General features: G+C 41.2%; 22 protein-coding genes, 1 pseudogene and 1 riboswitch. Of the genes and pseudogenes, 20 read left to right on the top strand and 3 right to left on the bottom strand.

What is annotated here, in order from left to right; genetic code table 11:
• Nucleotides 1-279 precede the first annotated feature (279 nt).
• Together helD and DFO72_RS26635 are read left to right on the top strand one after the other, a co-directional pair.
• Entirely contained in the window at nucleotides 280-2,616 is a 2,337-nt protein-coding gene (helD, locus tag DFO72_RS26630; protein ID WP_113885434.1) for an RNA polymerase recycling motor HelD, read from the top strand.
• A 62-nt stretch (nucleotides 2,617-2,678) separates the two neighbouring features.
• Entirely contained in the window at nucleotides 2,679-4,199 is a 1,521-nt protein-coding gene (locus tag DFO72_RS26635; protein WP_113885435.1) for a DHA2 family efflux MFS transporter permease subunit, read from the top strand.
• 62 nt (nucleotides 4,200-4,261) lie between these two features.
• Here the strand turns inward: DFO72_RS26635 and DFO72_RS26640 are convergent, their stop codons facing one another.
• Nucleotides 4,262-6,037, bottom strand: a complete 1,776-nt coding sequence (locus DFO72_RS26640; RefSeq protein WP_113885436.1) for a dihydroorotate dehydrogenase — start codon at nucleotides 6,035-6,037, stop codon at nucleotides 4,262-4,264.
• 277 nt (nucleotides 6,038-6,314) lie between these two features.
• On the opposite strand from DFO72_RS26640, the gene DFO72_RS26645 reads away from it, so the two are divergent.
• From DFO72_RS26645 to DFO72_RS26665, 5 genes are all read left to right on the top strand, one after another.
• Nucleotides 6,315-6,740 (top strand): MarR family winged helix-turn-helix transcriptional regulator, encoded by a 426-nt coding sequence (locus tag DFO72_RS26645; RefSeq protein ID WP_113885466.1) that lies wholly within the window; start codon nucleotides 6,315-6,317, stop codon nucleotides 6,738-6,740.
• Nucleotides 6,741-6,751: 11 nt separating this feature from the next.
• A complete protein-coding gene (locus DFO72_RS26650; RefSeq protein WP_113885437.1) occupies nucleotides 6,752-7,270 on the top strand; it encodes a GNAT family N-acetyltransferase in 519 nt (172 codons plus the stop codon).
• Nucleotides 7,271-7,292: 22 nt separating this feature from the next.
• Entirely contained in the window at nucleotides 7,293-7,916 is a 624-nt protein-coding gene (locus tag DFO72_RS26655; protein WP_113885438.1) for an FMN-binding negative transcriptional regulator, read from the top strand.
• 108 nt (nucleotides 7,917-8,024) lie between these two features.
• On the top strand, nucleotides 8,025-8,915 hold the full coding sequence (locus tag DFO72_RS26660) for an alpha/beta fold hydrolase (protein ID WP_113885439.1): 891 nt from the start codon (nucleotides 8,025-8,027) through the stop codon (nucleotides 8,913-8,915).
• A gap of 65 nt (nucleotides 8,916-8,980) precedes the next feature.
• Complete coding sequence (locus DFO72_RS26665) at nucleotides 8,981-9,268, top strand: hypothetical protein (protein WP_113885440.1); 288 nt, start codon at nucleotides 8,981-8,983, stop codon at nucleotides 9,266-9,268.
• Nucleotides 9,269-9,470: 202 nt separating this feature from the next.
• Here DFO72_RS26665 and trmL read toward each other — a convergent pair whose 3' ends face one another.
• Nucleotides 9,471-9,941: a tRNA (uridine(34)/cytosine(34)/5-carboxymethylaminomethyluridine(34)-2'-O)-methyltransferase TrmL gene (trmL, locus tag DFO72_RS26670; RefSeq protein ID WP_113885441.1), complete on the bottom strand. Its 471-nt coding sequence runs from the start codon at nucleotides 9,939-9,941 to the stop codon at nucleotides 9,471-9,473.
• Nucleotides 9,942-10,526: 585 nt separating this feature from the next.
• Between trmL and DFO72_RS26675 the strand changes: the two genes are divergently transcribed.
• The 7 genes and pseudogenes from DFO72_RS26675 (at nucleotide 10,527) to DFO72_RS26705 (ending at nucleotide 15,115) form a co-directional block, all read left to right on the top strand.
• Nucleotides 10,527-11,144: an alpha/beta hydrolase gene (locus DFO72_RS26675; RefSeq protein ID WP_113885442.1), complete on the top strand. Its 618-nt coding sequence runs from the start codon at nucleotides 10,527-10,529 to the stop codon at nucleotides 11,142-11,144.
• Between the two features lie 190 nt (nucleotides 11,145-11,334).
• A complete protein-coding gene (catA, locus tag DFO72_RS26680; RefSeq protein WP_113885443.1) occupies nucleotides 11,335-11,982 on the top strand; it encodes a type A chloramphenicol O-acetyltransferase in 648 nt (215 codons plus the stop codon).
• Nucleotides 11,983-12,096: 114 nt separating this feature from the next.
• A pseudogene (locus tag DFO72_RS26685) lies at nucleotides 12,097-12,444 on the top strand (VOC family protein).
• Nucleotides 12,445-12,697: 253 nt separating this feature from the next.
• Entirely contained in the window at nucleotides 12,698-13,018 is a 321-nt protein-coding gene (locus tag DFO72_RS26690) for a PadR family transcriptional regulator (protein WP_019379484.1), read from the top strand.
• A 71-nt stretch (nucleotides 13,019-13,089) separates the two neighbouring features.
• On the top strand, nucleotides 13,090-13,431 hold the full coding sequence (locus DFO72_RS26695) for a DUF1048 domain-containing protein (protein ID WP_009335229.1): 342 nt from the start codon (nucleotides 13,090-13,092) through the stop codon (nucleotides 13,429-13,431).
• Between the two features lie 172 nt (nucleotides 13,432-13,603).
• Nucleotides 13,604-14,365 (top strand): ABC transporter ATP-binding protein, encoded by a 762-nt coding sequence (locus DFO72_RS26700; protein WP_113885444.1) that lies wholly within the window; start codon nucleotides 13,604-13,606, stop codon nucleotides 14,363-14,365.
• Nucleotides 14,366-15,115, top strand: coding sequence for an ABC transporter permease (locus DFO72_RS26705; RefSeq protein ID WP_113885445.1), 750 nt, complete (start codon nucleotides 14,366-14,368; stop codon nucleotides 15,113-15,115).
• A 130-nt stretch (nucleotides 15,116-15,245) separates the two neighbouring features.
• On the opposite strand, the gene DFO72_RS26710 is transcribed toward DFO72_RS26705, so the two are convergent.
• Nucleotides 15,246-16,019: an SGNH/GDSL hydrolase family protein gene (locus DFO72_RS26710; RefSeq protein WP_243856284.1), complete on the bottom strand. Its 774-nt coding sequence runs from the start codon at nucleotides 16,017-16,019 to the stop codon at nucleotides 15,246-15,248.
• A 104-nt stretch (nucleotides 16,020-16,123) separates the two neighbouring features.
• Between DFO72_RS26710 and DFO72_RS26715 the strand changes: the two genes are divergently transcribed.
• The 6 genes from DFO72_RS26715 to DFO72_RS26740 all read left to right on the top strand — a co-directional run bounded on the left by DFO72_RS26715 (nucleotide 16,124) and on the right by DFO72_RS26740 (nucleotide 23,479).
• Entirely contained in the window at nucleotides 16,124-17,050 is a 927-nt protein-coding gene (locus DFO72_RS26715; protein WP_113885447.1) for an ABC transporter ATP-binding protein, read from the top strand.
• A 7-nt stretch (nucleotides 17,051-17,057) separates the two neighbouring features.
• Complete coding sequence (locus DFO72_RS26720) at nucleotides 17,058-18,041, top strand: ABC transporter permease (protein WP_181782433.1); 984 nt, start codon at nucleotides 17,058-17,060, stop codon at nucleotides 18,039-18,041.
• Between the two features lie 112 nt (nucleotides 18,042-18,153).
• A riboswitch (SAM riboswitch) is annotated at nucleotides 18,154-18,257 on the top strand.
• Between the two features lie 108 nt (nucleotides 18,258-18,365).
• Nucleotides 18,366-19,415 carry an LLM class flavin-dependent oxidoreductase gene (locus DFO72_RS26725; protein WP_113885449.1) on the top strand — a complete coding sequence of 350 codons (1,050 nt, stop codon included), beginning with the start codon at nucleotides 18,366-18,368 and terminating at the stop codon, nucleotides 19,413-19,415.
• A 15-nt stretch (nucleotides 19,416-19,430) separates the two neighbouring features.
• Entirely contained in the window at nucleotides 19,431-20,387 is a 957-nt protein-coding gene (locus tag DFO72_RS26730) for an ATP-grasp domain-containing protein (RefSeq protein ID WP_113885450.1), read from the top strand.
• A 349-nt stretch (nucleotides 20,388-20,736) separates the two neighbouring features.
• Entirely contained in the window at nucleotides 20,737-21,423 is a 687-nt protein-coding gene (locus DFO72_RS26735; protein ID WP_113885451.1) for a response regulator transcription factor, read from the top strand.
• Nucleotides 21,398-23,479 carry a HAMP domain-containing sensor histidine kinase gene (locus DFO72_RS26740; RefSeq protein WP_113885452.1) on the top strand — a complete coding sequence of 694 codons (2,082 nt, stop codon included), beginning with the start codon at nucleotides 21,398-21,400 and terminating at the stop codon, nucleotides 23,477-23,479. The genes DFO72_RS26735 and DFO72_RS26740 overlap by 26 nt, the downstream gene beginning before the upstream one ends.
• Nucleotides 23,480-23,833: the final 354 nt, after the last annotated feature.

The raw sequence follows: 23,833 nt of genomic DNA on the forward strand, positions 1-23,833 counted from the left end.
TAAGAAATTGTACTGATGCTAAAGTGGCGGGGATCAGTACAAGGGTGTTAAAAAATAAAAAGAGCCGTATTTAACATTTGAAATGTTAAATACGGCTCTGTCGAAATCGACAATTAAAGAATTAAGTAAATACCATTGAAAAAAGTGAAATCCTGTGGTAAATTAATATAGATGTGCATTATATAATAAAATTTAAATATATTTTCCCTATCTTAATTATATAATGCAATCGATTCGTTTGTCAACCCTTTTATAAATTTTTTTTAAGGAGTGTTTGCTATGAATACGAAACTTCAGCAGGAGCAAGTACGATTGGACAATGTCATGGGGACAATTGCGGAGGAAGTCAGCAGATTGGAAGAAGAGACCTCCAGGCGTAAAAACGAAGTGGTTCATATCCGCAAACACTTTTGGGATGAAGTCAGGGTGAATATTGATACCTTCGATGATTACCTCGAGACCATCATCGGGTTGAGGCAGGAGGCTCAAGCTCTTTCGGTCAGCCAAAGCACTCATAGACATGCATCCAAGCGATTGTCCACGCTGCGCCGGATGGAGGAGGTTCCCTACTTCGGCCGTATTGATTTTAAGGAAGAAGGTTCATCAGAACAGGAACAAATCTATATTGGCATCAGCTCGCTGAGAGATGCCAGCGGCGAAAATTTCCTTATTTACGATTGGAGGGCACCGATCTCGAGTGTCTACTACGATTACCAGCCCGGTCCTGCTAAGTATGAAACACCCGGAGGCACAATTCAGGGCAGATTGGAGAAGAAGTGGCAATATCTTATCCGCGGCGGTGTTCTTCAGTCCATGTTCGATACAAGTCTCACCATTGGCGATGAGATCCTGCAGGAGGTTCTGGGCAAGGGCACTGACAAACATATGCACAATATTGTAGCTACCATTCAACAGGATCAAAACCGAATCATCCGTCATGATCAGGGAAGGCTGCTCATTGTTCACGGTGCGGCTGGCAGCGGCAAGACATCGGCTGCCCTGCAGCGGATTGCTTATTTGCTGTACAAAGATCGGGATAATCTAAATGCGGAGCAAATTATTTTGTTTTCGCCTAACTCAATGTTTAACAGTTATGTGTCCAATGTGCTGCCGGAACTTGGTGAAGAGAATATGCAGCAGGTCACCTTCCAGGAATATTTGGACCATCGGCTGAGTAAAGAGTTTGAAGTTGAAAATCCATACGGGCAGCTGGAATATGTGTTAACTGCAGCCCATACCTCTTCCTACAGGGCAAGGGTTGCAGGCATTCAATTCAAAGCATCTGCCCGCTTTTTTGAGGCGATCCATGCATACATGAAGTCGCTGGAGCTATCTGGAATGCTATTTAAGGACATAATCTTCAGAGGAAAGCCGATTGTTTCTTCGAAGCAAATGGCGGAGAGGTTTTATAGCAGCGACACTTCACTTCGCTTTCATAACAGACTTGAAAAGCTGATGGATTGGCTCATTAACCGTATCAATGAAGCTGAAAAGGCGGAACGGAATAAGCCGTGGGTACAAGAGGAAATCGAGCTGCTCAGTAATGAGGAATATCATAAGGCACATGCCTATCTCGCTAAAAAGCGCGGCTTTAAAGAAGATTCGATTCATGATTATGAAATCGAGCCTGAAGCGTTAGCCCGCTTGATTGTCCGGAAAAAGCTGAAGCCGCTGCGAAAACGAATCCGTGCGTTGCGCGTTATCGATTTCAAGGCGATATACAGGCAGGTTTTTGCTGATCCCATACAGATCAAACAATGGACAGAAGGGGAGCCGCCAGAGGAATGGGCAGATATTTGCCAGGCGACGCTGGAAATGCTGGATGAAGGTCACCTGCTTTATGAAGATGCTACCCCGTTTTTATATCTGAAGGAGCAGATTCAAGGATTTCAGACGAACAGTTCGATTAGGCACATCGTCGTTGATGAGGCGCAGGATTATTCGCCTTTTCAATTTGAGTTTCTGAAGCGCCTGTTTCCTGCATCCAAGATGACGGTCCTCGGCGACTTTAATCAGGCGATATTTGCCCATGCCAGCGAAATGGCTGATTTTCAACCGCTTGCCGGTCTCTACGGACCGGATGAAACAGAAGTGATCAATATCGCACGAAGCTACCGCTCCACAAAGCCGATCATTGAATTTACGCGAAGACTCGTTCCAAACGGTGAAAGGATCATCCCTTTTGATCGCAGCGGCAAGCGGCCCGAGCTGAAACAAATAGCCGATCAAGCGGAGCTGCACAGCTGTATCGCCTCTAAAGTCGCGGATTTACGAAGCCAAGGGTTTAAAAGTATTGCGATCATATGCAAATCGGCTGAAGAAAGTTTGCGTGCATATGAGGCCCTTGCTGGCGTTGATGGAATTAAACTCCTGAAAAGCAACTCGACTGAATATGAACAAGGAGTGGTTGTCGTACCGTCGTATTTATCCAAGGGCATCGAATTTGATGCCGTCATCATTTATGATGCGTCCGAGCATGTCTATGGTGATGAAAGCCTGCGCCGAGTTTTCTACACCGCCTGCACCAGAGCTATGCATGATTTGCAGCTCTACAGCGTAGGCGAACCAAGCCCGTTTTTGAAAAACGTTTTACGGGAAGGCCTCATACAGGTCTGACCCGGTTGGGTGTATCCGATAAACAAGTCTTTATTTAACATAGAAAGAAGGATTGATTCTATATGTCGCAGGAAACCAATACGGGTCAAAACAAACCGCCATATGGCATGATCGCCATTTTATTTATCGGGGCTTTTGTTGCGATATTGAATGAAACATTGCTGAACGTTGCCCTCCCATCCATTATGGGAGAGTTCGAGGTGAATGCAACTGCCGTACAATGGCTGTCTACAGGCTATATGCTTATTAACGGGATTTTAATACCGGCGAGTGCATTCTTCATTCAGCGATTTTCTGATAAGAAGTTATTCATTACAGCCATGGCATTATTTACTTTGGGAACATTCCTCGCCAGTATTGCGCCTGCATTTGGTGTGTTATTAGGGGCTCGGATGATTCAAGCTTCAGGATCCGCGATTATGATGCCATTATTAATGAATGTCATGCTTACCGCATTTCCGGTCGAAAAAAGAGGGGCAGCAATGGGGATGTTTGGTCTTGTCATGATTACAGCTCCTGCGATTGGGCCGACTCTTTCAGGCTGGCTGATTGAACATTACAGCTGGAGAATGTTATTTGACCTTGTTCTGCCAATTGCTCTGCTAACCGTAGTTTTTGCAGTCTTTAAATTAAAAGATATCACACCGCAGAGAGCTATTAAGCTTGATTTCATCTCCCTGGTTTTATCAAGCATCGGATTTGGCGGGTTGCTTTATGGCTTTAGTTCAGCAGGGGAAAAAGGATGGGATAGTCCCCTCGTGTACGGCACGATTGTGATTGGGGCACTTGCATTAATTACCTTTATACTTCGTCAGCTTCGGATGGATGATCCTATGCTTGAGTTTCGCATCTACAAATATCCGATGTTTGCCCTCTCATCGGCCATTTCAATCGTGATAGCCGTTGCTATGTTTTCCGCGATGATTTTGATGCCCATCTATGTACAGACCATCCGCGGTATTTCACCAATGGATTCGGGTCTATTGATGCTTCCGGGAGCGATTGTTATGGGGATCATGTCTCCCATTACAGGGAAACTCTTTGATAAGTATGGGGCAAGAGTTTTGGCGGTGATTGGGCTGGCCATTACCGTTGTGACATCTTATTACTTCAGCAGAATCGGCATGAATACGGCCTATTCTACCCTTGTTCTGCTGTATACCTTTCGGATGTTCGGGATGTCAATGGTCATGATGCCTGTCATGACAAATGGGTTGAATCAGCTGCCGGCGATAAATAATCCGCACGGAACCGCTATGAATAATACGCTGCAGCAGGTATCCGGCGCCATTGGATCCGCGCTGCTGATTACCGTCATGAACAACCGCACGAAAGAAAAAGCAGAGGAACTGGCAGGTGACACACTGGCCAATATGAGTGCCAGTGCAGCTCAGCCCTTTGCACAGGCCGCAGCTGATGTGCAGCAGAAAATCATGAATGAGGCGATGCTGCATGGCATTAATTTCACTTTCTTCATTTCTGCATTGATTGCGGTGATTGCACTCATACTTGCTTTCTTTATTAAAAGAGTGAAACCCCATCATGAAAATCAAACAGGTGAAGAAGCGGCTGTTAAAGAATGATTAATAGGGTGAAAACCGGGTGGTGTCCAGTTCTGGCACCGCCGGTTTTTTATTTGCTGCCACTATTTTTTTAATAAAAAAGGGGCGGTTGTGATAACGCCAATCACATATAAAAGCAATGCGAAGTAAGCAGGAAGCAGGTGGATAAAATCCGTATAGTTAATAAAAAAATGAGTTAAGATCCCGGCGGCGAATGCTGGAATGGCCCCAATGGCGAATGTCCACCACACCCATCTTTCCCCCTCGCGGATCCCCCATAAAGCCAGCATCAAGACGAGCAAGCCCACACTTAAAAGTGCGCTACCAAATCCCGCACGGTCATGTGCGATCACAGGAATTAACCGATCGTTAAACTCGTTCAGAGCTTCCGGGGTCAGGCAAAGATAAGTAAGGTCCGTTGGTACAAATACATGTGAAGCTCCAATGACGGAAATAACGATCCCGCCAATAGCTAATGAAAAACCCAGGATCACAAAGCAAAGCTGGCCGAATAAGCTCAGCTTCCACTGCGTACTGTTGAAAAGATTTGAACTGGATGGAGATGCGCTTGCTGTCCTGGATTTTGCATATCCCAATATAAAAAAGGGCAGTAAAATAAGCCAAAAAAGCCCATGGAGCCAATCGAAATAACCGTAGCCAATAAACAGGACAATTCCCAGGAATCCGATAGTTCCTGCTGTATTTACTGCTTTTCTTGCCCAGTGGAGGCCATTTCTTATACCATGCCTGGCAAGCTGCATATAGATGATTCCTCCTGAAATCATCGTTCCTGACAGCGTCATTCTGTCATGAGCCATAAAGTATAAAATGGCAGGGTTAAAATAAATAATATCTTTCCTAAAGATCCCCAGAAAGCTCTCATCATAGGGAAGGATCACTGAAGTCATGCTGAAAAACAGGGCTATGAACCCTGCAATGGCAATAGCTAAGCCAAACAGCCAATACCAGCGCCATCCATCCGCTTCGACAGGCTCCTTCGGAAATGTACTTGTATAAGCCTCATTAATCCTCTTCGGCAATCCAGGACCAGTGAAAATGTACTTATCTCCTAACATGATTAAAGAAGCTCCGCTTTCCAGCAGTTTAATAGAATCTGAAGGCTCTTTAACACAGCCTGAAGTGATGATGGGCAATTCTTCGCTGTACAGCTTCCTGAGAGCTGACAGCTTATAAATGAATTCTTCCAGTGAATCATTGCCTGTAAGAAGAATTCCGTCCGGGCTATAGTCCAGGCTGAGAGTATCTTCCTGGGAAATAGAAAGGATGATAGGTTTATTTAATTCGTATTTAAATTGGTTAAACTGGCTCGCTGAATGAAAAGTATGGCTGCCCAAAATAAATCCGTCGCTAAATGGAAGCAATTCTTCACAAATTTGCAGGGCTTCCTGATGAGTTCCTTCAACGTTTATAAGAAGCGGAATCTTCTTTTTCTTTAGAGAAAGCAGCTGTTCCTTAGCTGCCGTTAACTCCATTGAAGCGTCAGTTAATCTATGTATCTTCTCTTGTTTTGGGTCTATATATAGTTCTTCTGATGACCCTCGAATGGAAACTGGGCCAATTTCAATAAAACCAAACCCCAGATTCTGAAAAGCCTTCATCCCCGATAATTGAGGATCAATCCTGCCGCTTAGTCCGACTGGAGTGGAAAAATGAACGCCAAATAAATTTTTTGCAAGCTTGCTGGAGGGTTCCATATGACCAAGAAATTCGATTAATCCTTCCCCTATACGGCTGGATGAAATCATGCTCATTCCGCGATGGATAAGCTCCCGGCTGAAGGAAGGCGGAAGCTTCTGGAGTATGGGCTTAAAAATAGGATGATACGACCAATCCGGCAAATAAAACACCTCCCATTTTTATTTATTTTATCATATGCGTATGGGACGATAGGTTGTTTATTGTGGTGAAAGAGTGCTCTTTCTATCTAAACAAACGGTTAATAAAGGTCCATTGACAATTGGACCATTGAATTTCATAGCCGGGACTACAAATCATCTTATTTTATTGCAAATGCAACAAAAATAAGGTAGTTTAAATATACAGCATTATTATTGCATTTACAGCAAAAAATGAGTTAAGGAGTTGAGTACGCTGGAAATTCTCCGTGAAATTGGCATGATCGCGAGGGCGCTGGATTCCATAAGCAATATCGAATTTAAAGAGCTTGACCTTACAAAAGGGCAGTACCTGTACCTTGTGCGAATATGTGAAAATCCAGGAATTATTCAGGAAAAGCTAGCTGAGATGATAAAAGTAGATCGGACAACGGCAGCCCGTGCGATTAAAAAGCTTGAAATGACTGGATTTATAGAAAAGAAAGAGGATGAACAAAACAAAAAAATCAGGAAGCTCTTCCCAACCGAGAAAGGGAAAAAAGCCTTTCCATTTATAAAAAGAGAACATGACTATTCCAATGCGATTGCCTTAGAGGGATTCACCGAAAAAGAAGCAGATATCATTTTCAGTCTGCTTCAAAGAGTTAGAAAAAATGTAGAGAAAGACTGGGAATATGTGAAAAAGGGGAACAAGAGAAATTATTAAGGAGAGGCATAATGACTATAAATATGAAAAAATGTACGCTTGAAGATTTAAATAGACTTCAGGAAATTAGCTATGAAACCTTTAATGAGACGTTTAAGGAACAGAATTCACCCGAAAATATGGAAGCCTATCTGGAAAAGGCCTTTAACCTAAAGCAATTAGAAACCGAACTATCTCAAGTTTCATCACAGTTCTGCTTTGTTGAATTTGAAGGCGAGACTGCCGGGTATTTAAAGGTTAATACAGATGAGGCTCAGACTGAAGAAATGGGCGATGAAGCACTCGAAATCGAGAGGGTTTATATCAGAAGCCATTTTCAGAAACAGGGGCTTGGTAAATACCTAATCAATAAAGCACTGGAATTCGCGATAGAACGCAATAAGAAGAAAATTTGGCTAGGTGTATGGGAAGAAAATGAAAAGGCAATTGCCTTTTATAAGAAAATGGGATTTGTCCAAACGGGAGCCCACTCCTTTTATATGGGTGATGAAGAACAAACAGATTTTATAATGGCCAAGATTCTCAAATGATTTTTTCGAAGGGCGGATGATCATGTATATTTCTAAATATTATAAAGTCACAAATGCGGATGAAATATGGGAGTTTGTTCAAAATAACTCGTTTGGCACGATGGTCACGACCAAACATGGAAGACCCATTGCCACTCATCTGCCATTGCAGTTAATAAAAGAAGGAGATACGTTCTATTTAACAGGGCATATGGCTTATGGAAACCCGCAATGGAGAACATTCCGAGCCTCTGAAGATGTGCTGGTGATGTTCCAGGGGCCACATGCTTACATTTCTTCCTCCTGGTATGAGGAAGAAAATGTCCCGACATGGAATTATCAGGCTGTCCATGTATATGGAGAAGCCAGTATTCTGAGCGAAGAGGAATTAAAGCAGGACCTGGCCATGCTGCTTCAAAAGTATGAAAAACATCGCAAAAATCCTGTCTTATGGAATAAGCTTTCTCCGGAGCTTTTAGAACAGCAGATAAAAGGAATTGTTGGATTCAAGATTAAGGTAAAGGAAATTCAAGCTGCCAATAAATTAAGCCAGAACAGGAATGAAAGAGACTATCAAAACATCATTCATAAACTCTATGAAGAGAATGATCTTAATTCTGCGCAAGTGGCCCAGCTGATGGAGCAGAAGGTAAAAAAGGGATTATAGGTTAGCAGGAAAAAACAGAGGAACTAAAATAGCCCTCTGTTTTTTTTAGTGTCTGGAATATTATGTTAGTATTGAGATAGAGAGATAAGTAATCAGGGAGATGAAAGTGTGGAGAGAAGTGTTGAATTATTTTCAATAGACGATATGACCATCGAGTATTCCGTTATTGGGAAAGGGGAGCCTATTTTTGTATTTCATGGAGGCCACTCAAATTGCAACGAAGAATTTGGCTATAAAGGTTTAGTGGAGAATGGTTATTCCATTATTACCCCATCGAGAGCAGGATATGGAAAGACTTCAAAAGAAATGGGAGAAAGTTTAGTCACTTCTTGTGAATATTATGCAAAGTTGTTAGATCATCTTGGAATTACGCAAACTCATGTAATAGCTTTATCGGCTGGCGGCCCAACGGGAATCCGATTTGCCTCTTTATTTCCAGGAAGAGTCAAAAGCCTTACCTTAGAGAGTGCGGTTTCAAAGGAATGGCTGACACCTAAGGATCTGGAGTATAAGGCAGCACACATTATCTTTCGGCCATCTGTTGAAGGGTTCACATGGAAGATGCTTGGTTTTTTCAGTAATTCCTTTTCAAAGCTAATGTTCAACATGATGTCTTCGCAGTTTAGTTCCCTCTCAAAAGAGGACATTAAACAAAGAATTGGTGACACCGATGTGGCGGAATTCAACAAGATGAATAATCGTCAGCGATCAGGCAGTGGTTTTCTTATTGACATTAAACAAGCCAAGGAATTAACCAGCCGAGATTTAAGATCCATATCCAGTCCTGTTTTGATTCTTCATAGTAAAAATGACGGTTTTATTCCACTGAAACATCCTTATCATGCCCACAAAAATATTCCACACTCTGAAATCAGTGTACTTGATTCTTGGGGACATTTAATCTGGTTAGGTAAGTTATCAAGGGAAAGAGATGAGAAACTTATTTCTTTTTTGAAGTCAAATAAACTAGAGGAATCTTTTTCTTTAAATGAAACGTAACACCTACTAAATCATACATTAGGTATAGGCGGAAAAAAGAATTTAAAGGAGGGTGATACATTAATATGAAAATCATATTATTTTTGGCCATACTCGGTATATGCCTGATTGGTTTTAATTGGCTTATGGGCTATAGAAAAAATCATATCACCATTGATCTGGATGAGAGGTATGTGGATTTTAAAGAGTATGTTGAAGCAATACAGAGTGAACTTGTCAATCAAGGGAGAGATGCCAGTTATATAGGGAATCGAAAATTCATTATTGATGGCAAGACCTATATTTTTATAGAACGCAATGTTTCGATGGGGGGCGTTCCCCTGCAAAGAACTATTCTGAAACCGGAAAAATGACTGATCTGAAGGTGTCATTTAATCAATTCGATAGCGGGATCCTGGGCTGTCATTCGGCAGCTTTTTCTTATTGTGATAGCGGGATATTTAAACGCGGGGAACAAGAAAGAAAACCAGCATTCCGTTTGAAGCAGATACATAAATTAAAATTGGGATTTGTCTATTATAAAAGTGCAAAACATCTTCCAGAGAGGAAGATGTTTTATTTTAAATGGGGAAATCCCTGCTGGCGCAGAGCCTCATACACCAAAATAGCAGCTGTGCTCGAAAGGTTGAGTGAACGTACATTATTATTCATGGGTATTCTTAAAAAGTGATCTTTATTTTCTTCCAGTAAGTCTTTTGGCAAGCCCGTTGTTTCTTTTCCAAACATAAAATAATGCTCCTTTGAAGGATCACTGAAATCAAAGGATGAATGTGCTTGTTCACCAAAGGTTTCAATATAATAAAACTCTCCTTGGTTTTTTGAAAAAAAATCATCCATTGAATCATAATACGTTATGTTCACAGAGTTCCAGAAATCAAAGCCTGCCCGCTTGATCATTTCTTCATCTGTTGAAAAGCCGAGCGGCCGGATTAAATGCAAGGATGTATCCGTTGCAGCACAAGTAAGGGCAATATTTCCGGTATTGGCCGGAATATCCGGCTGATATAGTACGACATGTATGGCCAAGGATTGTCACCTCTATCTTCAATTTACCCTCCAAATTATAGCATATTGATTGGGCGTATTAGAAATTAAGCTCACGGGGAGCAATACTTGGATTTTTTATTATCATCACCTATGGAGCGCTTTCCTAGACTAAAGAACAGGAGTGAATACTTGTTTAGTGAACAAAAGCCAATGAAGATGATTGGGGTTTTATACTTTGCAGCAGCAAGAATTATCGCAATGGTTTCAATCCAAAAATATGAACGATTGAGAGAGGAATGAAGAGTTCCATCCCAACATGTATTGTGACTTCTTTGTTTCTTCAATATTAGATTCAACAATCCCAAATGCTTTATCTTTGGTCAATCCCTCTCTCAGTGAAAACTCAATTGAATGCTCCATTTAATTGGGTAGAACAAGCACTGACAAAAAACATCAATCCGATAAGCTGATCACTGATTATTTATATAAAAAATGCAAAGGGAAATTTCGATTACTGCTCTAAATTGGTTTTCATGTTGCTTAAGGGGGCAGTTCACTTGAAAAAGGAATATAGGCTAATGGTCAAGAATAGATACCAATAAAAACTTAGGAAGTGAGTAAACGTTGACTAATCGTAGTATTGCTGGTTCAAAAAGTATTCCTTTTAGAATGATAGAACAAAAGAGAGAAACAAACAGGTTAGTTATTGTCTTGCCTGGGGCTGGCTATACAACAAAAGCTCCGCTGCTGCACTTTGCAACAGGGTTATTTTACACAAAGGGTTTTGATGTATTACACATTAACTATACATTTAGCAGGGAAGAGATGTCTGTTCTAAGTGAAGAGGATTTCACTAGAGATGTACAACATGCAATCGACAGTGCCATCAAGAACAAGAAATACAGTAATTATTATTTTGTGGCTAAATCAATCGGAACAATAGCTTTGAGTTATCTGCTTGATAATACCATGTTTAAAGATGCAAAAGCCGTATGGCTGACGCCATTGCTGCAAAGAGATGACGTATTTAACACAATGATTCATAGTGATCATAAGGGACTTTGTATAATGGGAGATCGGGATAGTTGTTTCATTGATGAGCGCTTTGAAAAATTGAAAAAGAACCAAACTCTTATATTAAAAGTGGTTGAGGGTGGCAATCACAGTTTAGAGCTTGATGATGACCCAATAAAATCAATAGAAATCTTAAAAGGTGTCATATCAAACATGAATGAGTTTTAATATAGGAAGAGGCCATTCTTTAATACTGCTTTTTGAACTGAGGAGCTTGTTAGTGGAGAAAGCTTGTTGAAACTAGTTAGGGATACTTGATAATATAAAGAAATATTGAATAAAAAAGGATGACTGTCATGAAAAAAGCAGTGAAAATAGCCTCCTAAGATAAATTTAATTATATTAGGAGGCGTTGAGTATGAAATTTAACAGTATTAATCGTGATAAGTGGGATCGAAAAGAATATTTTGAACACTATTTACAGCAGCAGACAACATTCAGTCTGACGAATGAAATAAATATTACGATACTTATGAAGAACTTAAAGAAAAAGAATTATAAGTTATATCCTGCGTTTATTTTTATAGTGACAAAAATCGTTAACGCCCACAGAGAATTTAGAATGAATTTCAACTCAGAAGGTAATTTAGGTTATTGGACAGAGATTTGCCCTCTCTATACCATTTTTGATAAGATGACGCACACATTTTCTGGCATCTGGTCACCAAACTTATCAATTTTTTCTGAGTTTCATGCTCAATATGAAAATGATGAAGAAAGATACAATGGTACGGGGCGATTATTTCCAAAAACACCTATACCAGATAATACTATTCCGATCTCTATGATTCCATGGAGTTCTTTTACCGCATTTAATTTAAATATTAATAATGGCGGGGATTTTCTCTTGCCCATAATAACTGGAGGGAAGTATTCACAAGTAAATGATGAATTATTCCTTCCAGTCTCTTTACAAATGCATCATGCTGTTTGTGATGGGTATCATGCTGGTGTTTTTATGAATGATTTACAAAGGCTTGCTGATGAAAGTGCAGACTGGATTTAGCTGGTCATTGGAGGAGTATAAAAAAGGAACTGTGTGCAGCAGTTCCTTTTTTTATAGAAATCCTAAAGTTAGTAAAGAAAGCGAAAAAATAAAAAGTGACAGGAGTTAGTTACGATGATAAAAGGGCTCGGCGGGATATTTTGTAGAACTAAGAATCTTGATGCTGTAAAAAAGTGGTATAGTGAAGTGCTGAAGATTGAAATGGAAAATTGAAATAGGACTTTGATTTAACCCCAATTAGGCAATGAGACTATCTTTTCTTTCTTTGCCGAGAATGACAGTTATTTTCCAGCAGAACAACATGTGATGTTAAATTTTCAAGTAGATAATTTAAACGAGACTATTAAGCATCTTGAACAAATTCATGTACCACTTGCTAAGGAAAAAGAGGATAGTGAGTTTGGAAAGTTTATTTGGATCAAAGACCCAGAAGGCCGGCTGGCCGAGCTATGGGAGAAATAGCGGGTTGTCATTTATTTGTTTTTGCATTGGATGCTCATAAGCTGTTAATCAAGCAGTTTTTTGTTGGGCAGTTGACCAAATTAAATTATTCTTATGATAAATAGTTGACACCCTTCGCTACTCGGTGTTACAATGTACCTGTAATAAGCAATACTGAATAGCGGGAGGTTCCCAAAAGCTGTCCAGTAAAAATTTTCCCCTGGTACTAAGTAATACTGAATATAAGTCAGACACAATAGAGGAGGCTCAGAACATGGAAAATTTAACTGAAATGCTGAAGGGGTCGCTGGAAGGCTGTGTACTGGAAATCATCAGCCGACATGAAACCTATGGCTACGAGATTACCCGCCGGCTGAACCAGCTTGGTTTTACCGAAGTCGTGGAAGGGACGGTCTACACCATCCTCGTGCGATTAGAAAAGAAAAAGCTGGTGAACGTGGAAAAGAAACCGTCAGATATGGGGCCGCCCCGCAAATTTTACTCACTTAATGATGCGGGCCGCCAGGAACTTGAATTATTTTGGGAGAAATGGGATTTTGTATCATCAAAAATCAACGTCTTGAAGTCAACCTAGTTTCATAAGATATTCTGTCAGATATTTTTGGAGTGTCTTGTTCAGCTTTATAAAAAAGGAGGAAAAATAACATGTTTGATATGTTCAAAAAAATGATTGGTGATAAAAAAGAATACAAGATGATGATGGCACGGGTTGAAGCACTTCCAGAGGATTACCAGTTTGTATTTAAGAAAATTCAAAACTACATGTGGAATTTCTCAGCGGGCAACGGGATGGATATGCTGCACATGCAGTATGAATTAATCGATTTGTTCGAAGCCGGTGCGGCGGAAGGCAGACAAGTGCTTGAAATCACCGGGGATGACGTGGCATCCTTTGCCGACGAACTAGTGGCAAATGCTAAAACTTATGTCGCCAAGTATCGGGAAGATTTGAATGAGAGTATCATGAAGCGATTGGGAAAAAAGTAAATTCACTAGATAATACCGACTGAATAGGTGTTTTACAAATGTGATTTGTCACCTGCACTATTCAGTTTCATTTTTACTCCAGTACTAAGTCATACAGAATATATGTAAGACTAAGTAGAGGGTTGTAGACAATCCAGCTCCGCAAGGCGCTAATTATAAGGAGGAAAAAAGTATGAGCAATACAGCGATTTCTGTAAAAGGGTTAAAAAAATCCTTTAAAGATAAGGAAGTCTTAAAGGGAGTGGATTTTGAGGTGCGGCGTGGCGAAATTTTCGCCCTGCTGGGTTCAAATGGAGCGGGCAAGACGACGACCGTCAACATCCTCTCGACGCTGATGAAGTCCGATGGCGGAGAAGCAGGTATTTGCGGCTTTGACGTTCAGCGTCAACCGGATCATGTTCGCCAAAGCATCAGTCTGACAGGGCAGTTCGCAGCTTTAGACGGCATGCTCACCGGGCGGGAAAACCTGATGATGATCGCCAAGCTGAGGGGAGTTTCCAATCCCGCTCAAGTCGCTGATAATCTGCTTGCGAGATTCAGCCTGACCGAGGCGGCCAACCGCCGGGCGGACAATTATTCCGGAGGGATGAAGCGCCGGCTTGACATCGCTATGAGCCTGATCGGGACACCGGCAGTCATTTTTCTCGATGAACCAACGACAGGGCTTGATCCGGAAGCACGAATTGAAGTCTGGGATACCATCAAGGAGCTGGCCAGCAGCGGCACGACCATCTTGCTGACGACCCAGTACCTGGAGGAAGCCGAACAACTGGCGGACCGAATCGCCATCCTGCATGGCGGAAAAATCATCACGACTGGTACACTTGCCCAACTCAAAGAGATGTTCCCGCCAGCAAAAGTGGAGTATATCGAGAAGCAGCCGACATTGGAGGAAATTTTCCTCGCAATCATCGGCAAAAAGGAGGAGATGTAAATGAAAAGCAAAACAGGGGTATTACTAGGCCGTTTAATGCGCAACATCATGCGCAGCCCGGATACGATTATTACGGTGGCGATTACGCCGATTATGATGATGCTGCTGTTTGTGTACGTATTTGGCGGGGCCATAGAGACAGGATCGGACAATTACGTCAATTATTTATTGCCGGGAATTCTGCTGATGGCTATCGCATCCGGCGTCGCTTACACTTCCGTGCGGCTGTTTTCGGATGTTAAGAGCGGGCTGATGGCGCGTTTCATTACGATGCCCATCAAGCGCTCATCGGTATTGTGGGCTCACGTGCTGACCTCGCTTGTTTCCAATGCGCTTACTATTGGGGTAGTTATCCTCGTAGCTCTCTTGATGGGCTTCCGTTCCAGCGCCGATATACTGGATTGGCTCGCGGTAGCAGGGATACTCGGACTGTTTACGCTGGCGCTGACATGGCTGGCCGTCATTCCCGGATTAAAAGCGGGGTCTATGGAAGGGGCGACAGCCTACTCTTACCCGCTGATTTTCCTGCCTTTTATCAGTTCGGCCTTCGTTCCAACCGATACCATGCCTAAAGTTGTCCGTGTGTTCGCTGAGAACCAGCCCGTGACTTCAATCGTGGATGCGATCCGTGCCCTCTTGTATGAAGGATCTGTAGGCAGCGGCATCTGGATCGCGCTTGCCTGGTGCGTCGGCATCATGGTCATCTCTTACTTCTTCGCAGTTAAAGAATTCAAACGCCAGTTAGGGTAAGTACACCATTATAGGATTAACGGAATCATAGCCCATAGGACACTATGGATAAAGGTTTATGAAGCATGTAATAATGAAAAAGGTGAATCTGCAGTTCAGACCTCATGTGGACTGTAGATTCACCTTTTTCCTATTGTATGATACTTTTTTCAATGACAAGTGACATGCTATCAGCTATTTGCTGATAAGTAGAATCATTCGGATGGAAAACGTCACTGGAAAGATCACGTTTGGCATCCGTGACCAGATTGAAAGTATCCACTACTTGAACGCTGTATTTCAAGCCTAGTGTACGGGCAGACTCATTCCACTTTTGGATGATGGAATCAAATGAATCCCCGTTGGGCGATTGCTTGAATGGATTATATAGCCCCATATAGAGTATGACTGCATTCGGATTACTTTCACGAATGTGCTTAAACGTCTTTTCCAAATTCGGAATTTGGGTCTCCAGGATGCCAAGGGCGGTTTCTTCTGAATATTTTTTTAGGATCTCCCCGCTATTAAATAGGTTATTTCCCCCAATTGTAATGGTAATGATTTTGGCATTTTTAAGAGATCTCTTGACTTCCTTTTGTTCTAACTGGGCCAGCAAATCTTCAATTCTGGCACCTCTTACACCCAGGTTTTGGAAACGTTCAACAGTATGATTTTCTTTAAGTACATTTCCAATCAGCGGGACAAAACCTTCTCCATTTGATGAGCCGACACCCCTGGTCAATGAATCCCCAAGTGCGATATATGTATCGCCAGGTGTGGCAGGACGTTCTTCTGATTTCACTAATATTTCCGCTCGGGGCGGGCTGGTAACATCCATGTAGGCACTGAATAGGCCATACCCAAAAAGAACTGTCAGTGCAAGGGATAGTGTTAAAAATAACTGCCGCATCCATTTTTTCATCATTTGACCTCTCTTTTTCTTATAATTGTATCCAAATTCTTCTCAAATTGAGTATTTAAAAGAGTCATTATTCGAAAATTTAGTTAGAATAGAACAAGGGTGATGCTATGAGCTTAAAGCCGACAGTTCAATTAAAAAATGTAACGAAAATAATTGGAAAGAAAACGATTATTGATAATATATCATTCGAAATTTATCCAGGAGAAGTATTTGGGTTCCTGGGTCCTAATGGTGCCGGGAAAACTACCACGATCCGGATGCTCGTTGGGCTCATTAAGCCAACGTCCGGAAAGATTAACATCTGCGGTTTTGATGTAAGAAAGCAATTTGTTCAAGCGATGCAGCGGCTTGGTTCTATCGTCGAAAACCCAGAGCTGTATAAGTATTTGAGCGGGCGCGAAAACCTGCAAATCTTTGCACGGATGCTGCCTGATGTGGATGAAGAACGAATCCAAGAGGTCATTGATTTGGTTGATCTAACTGCAAGAATTGATGATCAGGTTCGGACCTATTCATTAGGAATGCGTCAGCGCCTTGGTATTGCACAAGCATTGTTAGGCCGTCCGGATGTGCTTATACTGGATGAGCCTACTAATGGACTGGACCCGATGGGAATCAAAGCTCTGCGGACATTTATCAGGAAGCTGGTCGATGATACGGGCCTTTCGGTGCTCGTATCCAGTCATATTTTAAGTGAAATCGAGTTGCTGGCTGACCGTGTGGCTATTATGAGCCATGGGAAAATCGTGAAGGTCGGCAGCGTAAGCGATTTAGTTGGTGCACTGTCATCTGGTGTGGATTGGAGAGTCAGTGATTCTTTTCGTGCACTTGCTATTTTTAAAGAATCCCCATATGTCCAGGCTGCAGAACTATACGATGACCATACTATACACACTCTTATGGATGAAGGCAGAACCTCGATCCTGAATGAAGCTTTAATGAAGGCGGGTATTGAAGTATGGACGATCGAAAGGAAAGTGCAGACATTGGAGGATCTATTTATTAGTTTGACAGGAGGCGATCATATTGTCTAATCCAAATATGATTGGCCTGATTCATAATGAAGTGATGAAAATTGCTTCCAAAAAACGCCTGGCGGTTGTCATCGTCATTTTAGTCATTCTAGTCTCTATGTTTACATACGCACAATACCGGGAGATACAGGAGAAAATCGAAAAGCAGGGCACTCTGGACTGGAGAGTGGAGCTTCAGCAGGAGATTGTCGATCGGCAAAATCGGCTGGCCTCGAGTGGAATCCAGGACGAGTTCAGACAGTTCCTTGAATTTGATCTGAAGCAAAAGCAGTATTATCTGGACAACGATATCAACCCGAACTATCCTGGAGCCCCTACGTTTATCCGCATCTTTTTCTCGCAGGGAATCACACTTGTCCTGCCTTTATTCATTATTATTATAATGGCTGATATTGTGAGCGGGGAATATAATGATGGCACCATCAAAACATTACTGTCCCGGCCGGTTAAACGATGGAAAATCCTGATGGCTAAATGGCTGACGGTTTTGCTGTATACCTCTATGCTGATGGCGGCAACCGTGATTGTCTGTTATGGGGTTTCAGGTATCGTGCTCGGATATGATGGCTGGACCGCACCTATTTTGACCGGATTTCAAGCTTCTGCATCTGGTGAGTTTTCAACGGAATATATCCATACCCTGCCGATGTGGGAATACCTGCTGATGTCAGTTGGGCTTGCCTGGGTGGTAACAGCGGTTGTTGGAACCATAAGCATCATGATATCAGTTCTGGTGAAAAATACAGCGACTGGAATCGGGGCAATGATGGCGGTGTTAATCGCAGGCACCCTGTTATCTTCTATCGGTTCGAGCTGGACGAGTTCCAAGTATTTAGTGAACTTGAACTTTGATCTGATTAACTACTTGGAAGGTCAAGCTCCGCCGATTGAAGGGATGTCACTGCCATTTTCATTAACCATTCTTGGGATTTGGGCTGCCGCTTGTCTTGCTGTTGCGTTTTGGAATTTTACTCAGAAGGATATGTATTAGTGCATTTATTAAGGGAGTCTTAACAATATTTAGAGTTCAGAAATAATTGGTTGACAATTTGATGAATTTAAATTATTATCGCTTTAAATAATTAAAAAATTGAATATTTTTCTTCTTATCCAGAGAGGTGGAGGGACTGGCCCTTTGAAGCCTCGGCAGCAGGTTCTGATGAATACTGTGCCAATTCCAGCAAGCGCAACGCTTGAAAGATGAGAAGAGGGTTATAAAACTCTCTTCTTAGGAGGAGAGTTTTTTTAATGTTTATATATCCAACTTAAATTATGCGAAAAGTAGTTATTTAGAATGCAAGAGGAGAGAAGAAAAATGAAATATGGTTTCTGGCTGCCGATTTTTGGAGGATGGCTGCGAAATGTGGAAGACGAAAAAATGCCGCCAACCTTTGAATATGCTAAAAACGTCATTCAGTCGGCTGAAAAATGGGGATACTCGACTACATTAATCGCTGAATTATATTTAAATGATATTAAAGGACCGGATCATGATTCTCTTGAAGCCTGGTCCACGGCAGCCGCACTGGCAGCCGTGACAGAAAAAATTGAAATTATGACCGCGGTCCGTCCCGGTTTTCATAATCCTGCTGTAGCAGCAAAAATGGCAGCCAATATCGATCAAATCAGCAACGGCCGCTTTACTCTAAATGTGGTTTCTGCCTGGTGGGCCGAAGAAGCCCGTCAATATGGCGGTATTTTTACAGAGCATGATGAGCGTTATGCACGTACCGAGGAATTCATCGATGTTCTAAAAGGGCTGTGGACGGAAGAAACCTTCAATTATTCCAGCCAATTTTACAACCTAAAGGACACGAAGCTTGCTCCAAAGCCAGTTCAAAGACCTAACCCGATTCTTTATGCAGGTGGTGAAAGTGAAAAAGGCAAGCAGACCATTGCAGAAAAATGTGATGCTTATGTTATGCACGGCGGAACGGCTGAAGAGATTAAGCGGAAAATAGGAGAAATGAAGGAACGGCGTGAACAAACGGGCAATGCGCCATTCAGTTCATTTGGAATGGCTGCTTATGTTATTTGCCGTGATACAGAAGAAGAGGCTCTTGCTGAGCTTGAAAAAGTCACGACTGTGAAGGATTCCAGCGGTTATGCAGGCTTTAAGGACTTCACTACAAAATCACAATTAGAGCAGCAGATTCAGCTGCAGGATTACTCTGTCTCTAACAGAGGTCTGCGGCCAAACCTAGTAGGAACACCAGAGCAAATTGCTGATCGGATTTTACAATATGAAGAAGCTGGCCTGGACCTGCTATTATTGCAATTCTCACCTCAGCTGGAGGAAATGGAACGCTTTGCAAAAACGGTTATGCCATTAGTGGAACAAAAACGCAGTTTAATAAAGAGCTAGAAAGGGGCCTGAATAATGAGCAAGGTATATGTAATTCATGAAAATAGTGAGTGGACAGTCCATTTGACAAAAAGGCTGGAGGAACTGGGTGTTCCTTATGAAGAATGGCATTTAGACGAAGGGACGCTGGATTTATCGGCGGAACCGCCGGAAGGAATCTTCTATAGCCGAATGAGTGCTTCTTCTCACACCCGCGATCATCGTTTTGCGGCTGAATTTTCCGGACAAGTATTGGCCTGGCTTGAAGCACATGGCCGTACAGTGTTAAATGGAACGAGCGCTCTAAAGTTGGAAGTTAGCAAGGTTTTGCAGTACTTGGAGTTAAACAAGTCTAGTGTCAGGACTCCAAAAACAATTGCAGCGGTGGGAAAACAACATATTATTAAGGCGGCCGAAGTATTTGCAGGACAGCCGTTTATCACGAAGCATAACCGTGCCGGCAAAGGCCTGGGTGTTCAATTATTCCATAGTATTGAAGCTCTAAAAGCTTATGTGGAGGGACCTTCCTTCGAAGAACCTGTTGATGGCATTACCCTTATTCAGGAATACATTCAATCTCCTGAAAGCTATATCACCCGCTGTGAATTTGTCGGAGGCAATTTTGTTTATGCCGTAAGGGTTGATACATCGGAAGGATTTGAACTTTGCCCAGCGGACGCATGCCAGATTGGCGACTTATTCTGCCCGGTAGGAGAAGAGGTTGAAGAGAAGCCTAAGTTCCAGATCATTGAAGATTTTGAGGACGAAATTTTAGAAAAATATAAAGACGTTCTTGCCAGGAATCATATTCAAGTTGCTGGCATTGAATTTATTAGAAATGCTGAAGGTGATATTTACACTTATGATATCAATACCAACACAAACTATAACTCTGATGCAGAAGCGAGAGCAGGAAAATATGGAATGCTTGAATTAGCTTCATTATTAAAGAAGACATTGGAAGAAAAATACGCTGCATCCGTAACGGCTTAATTTTGCGAGGACCTGCATTAGCAGGTCCTTTTGTCTTTTACTGCAGCTTGTTCTGTAAAGAAGCAATCCCACTCAATCCTGCGATGAAAGGGATTGCTTCTTTAATTATGTGGTGATTATTATGTTTCTTATAATGGCTAAAAAAAATTGAGAGAGATTCATCATGTTGATCCCTTTTATTATGAGTAAACATACGGATGGCCGATTTATGGCTGTTTCTTTTAAAACACTAAGAAAATCTTAAGAATTGCATAAAGTGTTTGTTAAGATTTAATTGATATTATTCTATTAGCAGGAATAATAAAGGGATGGGATTAATATTGACAATCATACTTAGGAGTGAATTTTCATGAACATATTGGTTTGTGATGATGATAAAGCCATTGTAGATGCGATAGGCATTTATTTAGAAAACGAAGGCTATAAAATACTTAAATCTTTTAATGGAGAAGAAGCGATTGAAGTAATCAGAGATCATGAGGTTCATCTTATTATCATGGACATTATGATGCCCAAGATGGATGGGATTAGAGCTACCATGAAGATTAGGGAAGAAAATAATATCCCATTGATCATGCTTTCTGCCAAATCGGAGGATTCGGATAAAATTTTAGGCTTGAATTTAGGGGCAGATGACTACATCACCAAGCCATTTAATCCCTTGGAGCTAATCGCAAGGGTTAAATCACAGCTGAGACGATATACGACATTTGGAAGTCTCGAAACAAGAAGCAATGTATATCAGACTGGGGGACTTATGATCGATGATGAAAGGAGAACAGTCACGATTGATGGGAAGGAGGTCCATCTCACACCCGTACAATATAAGATATTAAAGCTTCTGACTGCAAACGCCGGAAGAGTTTTTTCCATCGAAGAGATCTATGAAAAGATATGGAATGAAAAATCCTTTAGTCCTGAAAATACAGTAACCGTTCATATCAGAAAGATTAGAGAAAAAATAGAAATAAATCCGAAAGAGCCAAAATATTTAAAGGTGGTGTGGGGAGTTGGATATAAAGTTGAAAAAATATAGTCATTCTGTCATTACGAAAATAATTGTTTTCATTATTGCCATCTTATGCTTTACGGGAATCCTTCGAGCATTTGTTGAAGTAGAGATCTTAAATGATGGGGAATTTGGCAGCGTGGTTGAAGGCGATTATTTAGAGAGCAGGGCATATGTGCTGGAAAATGAGGCTCTCATCGGTGATCTCACAAGAATATTAGGAGAATATAAGAATGAGGAGCATATTTTAAGCGGCAAAACAATCAGCCAGGATGAATGGAGAAGTGTGGAAGAGAATTTATATTCAGAATTTCGGAACCAATCCAGAAGTTATAGTCCTGAATTAAGTGAAGAAGAAAATTTCAAAAAGTTTAAAGAAGAGTACGCAGACACACTCTCTCAGGAAAATGATCAGCTGATCAGGGAGGATTTAAGAGAATTTCATTTGCTCTTGCAGAATATTGAGGATTCAGATCTGATGTTTTTTGCCAGTGATGGTACAAATGTGTTTAAAAACAGTACAAAGACCGAAAAAGAACAGTTTGAAAACTATCCTTCTTATATGCTGTTCGAGGGATACAAACGAGTATTTTATCCAAAAGAAACGGAAGAAAATGAACATTTGCATTTAATAACTGAGCAAATGGATGAATTGGATACAGGAAACACAGTTGTGTATGTTGCTTTTCCGGAAGAATTGCTGGATCTTAAAACAGAAGAGTGGCAAGAAAACAAAGCCATTGCTGGAAAAAACGCATATCAAGTATTTGTATTCCTGGCTGGATTTATTCTTTCGTTTTTTTACCTTGTGCTCATAATAGGCAGAAAGTCATTTAAGGACCAAGAACTTCACTTGCATCCAGCAGATAAATTATACAATGACATCAAAATCGTATTATGTACTATGCTTATAGTATTTTGGGTTGCTTTAGTCGATGATGTGTTTGAGAATATAGAAAAAATGATCATACCCATCACGATTCCTTTCGCCGCTCTGGGACTCGTGCTGATTCTATCACTCGTAAAGCATTTCAAAAATAGAACGCTTTTCAAACATACATTGATTTTTACATTGATCCACAACCTGGTTAAATTTATAGGAGATGTCTATCAAAGCGGAAGCACCGGCGTAAAGACGGTACTGCTTGTCATCGGCTATCCGATAGTAATTGCTTTAACGTTCTTCATGTTTCCGGTAACGATTGGCCTGGCAGCCTGGTTTGCCTTTAAGAAAATCAAGACCTTTAACTCAATACAGAGCGGGGTAGAGAGAATTAAGGAAGGGAATCTTCATCACCGTATTGAAGCAGGCGAAAAAGGAGAATTCAGCAGGCTTGCTGCCAACATCAACAGCATCACGGATGGATTGAAAAAAGCGGTAGATAACGAACTGAAAAGTGAGCGGTTAAAAACGGAGCTAATTACCAATGTATCCCATGATATTCGAAACCCCTTAACTTCCATTATTACTTACGTTGATTTATTGAAAGATGAAAAGGACCCATCGAAGGCAAAAGATTACATTGAAGTACTGGATCAAAAGTCAAAAAGGCTAAAAATACTGGCAGAAGATTTATTTGAAGCTACAAAGGCGTCCAGCGGAAATATACCGGTCCATTTTGAAAAAATAGATGTCGTGTCTTTAATAACCCAGGGGCTAGGGGAAGTGAATGACAAGGTTGAATTACTGGATTTAGATATTAAGCTGAGTTATCCACGGGAGAAAGTATATATTACAGCAGATGGGAAATTATTGTGGAGGTCCATCGAGAATCTGCTGTCAAATATATTTAAATATGCCCTCAAAAGCTCAAGGGTATATATATCTATTGAGGAATTGGGCAGTGAAATCCTCCTTACCTTCAAAAACATCTCAGCTTCTGAGTTAAATATCTCAGCAGACGAATTAATGGAGCGTTTTAAAAGAGGCGATGAATCGAGATCCAGCCAAGGCAGCGGCTTAGGACTGTCCATTGCGAAAAGCCTGATTGAAATACAAAAAGGGAAATTCAACATACAAATTGACGGAGATTTATTTAAGGCCTTAATCTATCTCCCGAAACATATTCCTGGAAATGAATGATCATATAAAGTCAGGGTTTCAAAAAAATCTTAAAAAGTTATTAGTATAATAATTGGTTTCATAAATAGTAAATTGTATTTTTACCCATTTATTAAATTTATTACAGTTTTAATCCAACAAATAGATAAAGTTTGTTCACTATAAGTGTTGAATGCAAGAGGAGCTGCCTAAACCAGGCGGCTTTTCTTATTTAACAATTCGACTATTTCGAATCCCTTTTCTTTGGTTAATCCCTCTCTCAATGAAAACTCAATCATAAGAGCCTTCCTTCAGATTAAAGAAGGTTACTAGCAACTTGTGCCCTTAGTCTTAATTTCGTTATATTTTACATCTACCCCGTTTATGCCTTCGGTC

The sequence above is a fragment of the Cytobacillus oceanisediminis genome (assembly GCF_004366035.1).
Taxonomy (GTDB): domain Bacteria; phylum Bacillota; class Bacilli; order Bacillales; family Cytobacillaceae; genus Cytobacillus; species Cytobacillus oceanisediminis_C.

Coding starts and splice junctions, on each gene's coding strand:
- helD (WP_113885434.1), top strand. CDS start 280: ATGAATACGAAACTTCAGCAGGAGCAAGTACGATTGGACAATGTCATG.
- DFO72_RS26635 (WP_113885435.1), top strand. CDS start 2,679: ATGTCGCAGGAAACCAATACGGGTCAAAACAAACCGCCATATGGCATG.
- DFO72_RS26645 (WP_113885466.1), top strand. CDS start 6,315: ATGATCGCGAGGGCGCTGGATTCCATAAGCAATATCGAATTTAAAGAG.
- DFO72_RS26650 (WP_113885437.1), top strand. CDS start 6,752: ATGACTATAAATATGAAAAAATGTACGCTTGAAGATTTAAATAGACTT.
- DFO72_RS26655 (WP_113885438.1), top strand. CDS start 7,293: ATGTATATTTCTAAATATTATAAAGTCACAAATGCGGATGAAATATGG.
- DFO72_RS26665 (WP_113885440.1), top strand. CDS start 8,981: ATGAAAATCATATTATTTTTGGCCATACTCGGTATATGCCTGATTGGT.
- catA (WP_113885443.1), top strand. CDS start 11,335: ATGAAATTTAACAGTATTAATCGTGATAAGTGGGATCGAAAAGAATAT.
- DFO72_RS26690 (WP_019379484.1), top strand. CDS start 12,698: ATGGAAAATTTAACTGAAATGCTGAAGGGGTCGCTGGAAGGCTGTGTA.
- DFO72_RS26695 (WP_009335229.1), top strand. CDS start 13,090: ATGTTTGATATGTTCAAAAAAATGATTGGTGATAAAAAAGAATACAAG.
- DFO72_RS26700 (WP_113885444.1), top strand. CDS start 13,604: ATGAGCAATACAGCGATTTCTGTAAAAGGGTTAAAAAAATCCTTTAAA.
- DFO72_RS26705 (WP_113885445.1), top strand. CDS start 14,366: ATGAAAAGCAAAACAGGGGTATTACTAGGCCGTTTAATGCGCAACATC.
- DFO72_RS26710 (WP_243856284.1), bottom strand. CDS start 16,019: ATGATGAAAAAATGGATGCGGCAGTTATTTTTAACACTATCCCTTGCA.
- DFO72_RS26715 (WP_113885447.1), top strand. CDS start 16,124: ATGAGCTTAAAGCCGACAGTTCAATTAAAAAATGTAACGAAAATAATT.
- DFO72_RS26720 (WP_181782433.1), top strand. CDS start 17,058: ATGATTGGCCTGATTCATAATGAAGTGATGAAAATTGCTTCCAAAAAA.
- DFO72_RS26725 (WP_113885449.1), top strand. CDS start 18,366: ATGAAATATGGTTTCTGGCTGCCGATTTTTGGAGGATGGCTGCGAAAT.
- DFO72_RS26730 (WP_113885450.1), top strand. CDS start 19,431: ATGAGCAAGGTATATGTAATTCATGAAAATAGTGAGTGGACAGTCCAT.
- DFO72_RS26735 (WP_113885451.1), top strand. CDS start 20,737: ATGAACATATTGGTTTGTGATGATGATAAAGCCATTGTAGATGCGATA.